Annotated in this window: 2 protein-coding genes; both read left to right on the top strand. The window is 72.9% G+C overall.

The genetic code is table 11. From position 1 onward, the window contains the following. The coding region (locus ACWGIG_RS37895) for an ABC transporter transmembrane domain-containing protein (RefSeq protein ID WP_453326271.1) at positions 1-1,563 on the top strand (1,563 nt) is incomplete at its 5' end. Continuing rightward, positions 1,560-3,380, top strand: a complete 1,821-nt coding sequence (locus ACWGIG_RS37890) for an ABC transporter ATP-binding protein (RefSeq protein ID WP_453326270.1) — start codon at positions 1,560-1,562, stop codon at positions 3,378-3,380. The genes ACWGIG_RS37895 and ACWGIG_RS37890, both read left to right, overlap by 4 nt. The last annotated feature ends 109 nt before the right edge of the window (positions 3,381-3,489 follow it).

The following is a 3,489-nucleotide window of genomic DNA, read 5'->3' as shown; positions in this document are numbered from 1 at the left end:
ATGCTGCACCGCGTCGCCGTGACGAACTGGATCACCGCCGCCGCCCGCGTCCAGCAACTGCTGGCCCGCAGGACGGCCGAGCTGGGCGCGGCGCTCACCCGCCGGGTCGCGGCGGGCGAAGTGGTGGCCGTGTCGACGGGTGACGTCGAGAAGATCGGCTGGTTCGTCGAGGCGCTGTCGCGGTTCGCGGCGGCCCTGCTCGCACTGGTGGTCGTCTGCGTCGGCCTGGTGGTCTACCAGCCCGCGCTCGGCGTGGTCGTCGCGATCGGCGTCCCGGCACTGGCCCTCGCCGTACTGCCGCTGCTGCCGAAGGCGACCAGGCGCGCCGACGAGCAGCGCGAGAAGGCGGGCAGGGCGACGGAGCTGGCCTCCGACACCGTCGCGGGCCTGCGCGTGCTGCGCGGCATCGGCGGCGAGGAGCTGTTCCTGGGCCGCTACCGCGAGGCTTCGCAGGAGGTCAGGAAGGCCGCCGTGCGCAGTGCCCGCATGTGGGCGCTGATCGCGGCGGTGCAGGTGCTGCTGCCGGGACTGCTCCTGGTGGGTGTGGTCTGGTACGGGGCGACGCTCGCACGGCAGGGCACGGTGACGGTCGGCGAACTGGTCACGGTCTACAGCGCGGTGACGCTCCTGATGTACCCGCTGCGGCACTTCGAGGAGATCGCGATGGCGTACTCCTTCTCCAAGCCGTCCGCGAAGCGCGCGGCCCGGGTTCTCGCCCTGCGCCGCACGGCGCCGGGCGACGGCCTCGACGTGGCGCAGTCCCCCACCGGCGACCTGTACGACCCGGTGACCGGGCTGCTCGCCCCTGCGGGCGTCTTCACGGCCGTCGTGTGCGGCGACCCGGACGTGGCGGGCCGGCTGGCCGACCGCCTCGGCGGGCATCCTGCGGACGAGCAGGCGCCGTCCGGCGACGGGACCCGGAAGGTGCGTTCCGTACAGCTCGGCGGGGTCGACCTGGACGGGCTGCCGCTGGCCGCCGCACGCGCCTGTGTCCTCGTGCAGGACAAGGATCCGGTGCTGCTGTCGGGGACGCTGCGCGAGCTGCTCGACGTACCGGCGTCGGGGGACGTGTCCGCCGAGGACGCCCTGGAGGCGGCGCAGTGCACGGACGTGCTCGCGGCGCTCGCCCAGGCCTCGGTCGACACCGACGGCGATCCGATGAACACCCGGATCACCGAACGCGGCCGGTCGCTCTCCGGCGGACAGCGCCAACGTCTGGCGCTGGCACGGTCGTTGGTGACCGATCCCGAGGTGCTGGTCCTGGACGAGCCGACGTCGGCCGTCGACTCGCACACCGAAGCCCGGGTGGCAGCGGGTGTCCAACGGCTCAGGGCCGGCTCTACGACCGTGGTCCTGGCCTCCTCCCCGCTGCTGCTCGACCAAGCGGAACGTGTCGTGTTCGTCCACGAGGGAGAGGTCGTCGCGGTCGGCGAGCACCGCGAGCTGCTGCACACCGAGCCCCGCTACCGGGCGGTCGTGACGCGCGAGACCGACGAAGAGGCCTCCCTGGCCGCAGAAGTACACCGGTTGAAGGCATGCGAAGAGATCGAGGAACCGGCATGAGCGCGACTCTCGGCAAGGGCGCATCCCGGCCCCCCAGGGTCGGGGTCGCGCCCCCGGACCACGACCCGGCGGCCCCCGAGTCGGCGACCACGCTGCCGGTCGGCAGTCCCGCGACCGTGCGGTCCTACGTGGTCACGCTGTTGCGCAGGCACCGTACGGCGTTCCTCGTCCTGATCGCCTTCAACACCCTCTCGGTCGTCGCGTCGATGGTGGGTCCGTACCTGCTGGGCGATGTGATCGAGGACCTGACGGCGGGCACGGAGGACCTCCGCCTCGGGCTGATGGCGGGACTGTTCGCCGCAGCCCTGCTCGTCCAGGCGCTGTTCGTGGGGCAGACCAGACTGCGCGGCGCGATGCTCGGCGAGGAGATGCTCGCCGATCTGCGCGAGGACTTCCTGGTCCGCGCGGTGGGGCTGCCGCCCGGCGTCCTGGAACGGGCCGGCACCGGTGACCTGCTCTCCCGCATCACCACCGACATCGACCGGCTCGCCAACGCGATGCGGGAGGCGGTGCCGCAGCTCGCCATCGGCGTGGTGTGGGCGCTGCTGCTGATCGCCGGCCTGACGGCGACCGCGCCGCCCCTGGCCCTCGCCGTGCTGGTGGCGCTGCCGGTGCTGATCGTGGGCTGCCGCTGGTACTTCAACCGGGCGGCGTCGGCATACCGCTCGGAAGCGGCGGGGTACGCGGCGGTCGCGGCGATGCTCGCCGAGACGGTCGACGCGGGCCGCACCGTCGAGGCGCACCGCCTCGGCACCCGGCGGGTGGCGCTCTCCGAGCAGCGGATCAAGGAGTGGACCGCGTGGGAGAACTACACGATGTGGCTCCGCACGGTCCTCTTCCCCGTCATCAACGTCACCCACATGACCATCCTCTGCGCGTCGGTCGTCATCGGCGGCGTCTTCGTGCTGCAGGGCTGGCTGACCGTCGGGCAGCTGACGACGGGTGCGCTGCTCGCCCAGATGCTGGTCGACCCGGTGAACCTGATCCTGCGCTGGTACGACGAACTCCAGGTCGCACAGGTGTCGTTGGCCCGGCTGGTGGGCGTACGGGACATCGAGCCGGACGCGGGCGACGAGTCGGTGACGCCGGACGGACGCCGACTGCGCTCCGACGACGTGCACTTCGGATACCGCGAGGGGGTCGACGTCCTGCACCAGGTGTCGCTCGACGTGGCCCCCGGCACCCGGGTCGCACTGGTCGGCCCCTCGGGGGCGGGCAAGTCGACGCTGGGCCGGCTGATGGCGGGCATCTACGCACCGCGTACGGGTGAACTCACCCTGGGTGGAGCCGAGTTGGCCCGTATGCAGGCAGAGAGGGTCCGCTCGCACGTGGCGCTGGTCAACCAGGAGCACCACGTCTTCGTGGGCTCGCTCCGGGACAACCTGCGGCTCGCCCGCACCGCTGCCGACGACGCCGAACTGTGGGCGGCACTGGGCGCGGTGGACGCGGACGGGTGGGCGCGGGACCTGGAGTCGGGGCTCGACACGGAGGTCGGCTCGGGCGCGCTCTCCCTGACCCCCGCGCAGGCCCAGCAGATCGCCCTGGCCCGGCTGGTCCTGGCGGACCCGCACACGCTGGTGCTCGACGAGGCGACGTCGCTGCTGGACCCGCGCGCGGCTCGCCACCTGGAACGGTCGCTCGCCCGGGTGCTGGACGGCCGGACGGTGATCGCGATCGCACACCGCCTGCACACGGCGCACGACGCGGACGTGATCGCGGTCGTCGAGGAAGGACGGATCACGGAACTGGGCAGCCACGAGGAGCTGGTGGCGGCCGACGGGGCGTACGCGGCGCTGTGGAGGTCGTGGCACGGATAGCGCGTACGCGGCGCTGTGGAGGTCGTGGCACGGATAGCGCGTGCGCGGCGGGAGGCGCACGCAGCGGAAAGGCGTGCACGGCGGTGGGCCGGACCGGGACGTCCCGGTC

It is taken from the genome of Streptomyces sp. NPDC054863 (assembly GCF_053610825.1).
The sequence above is the reverse complement of the archived record's forward strand: the minus strand, read 5'-3'. Positions and strand labels throughout refer to the sequence as shown.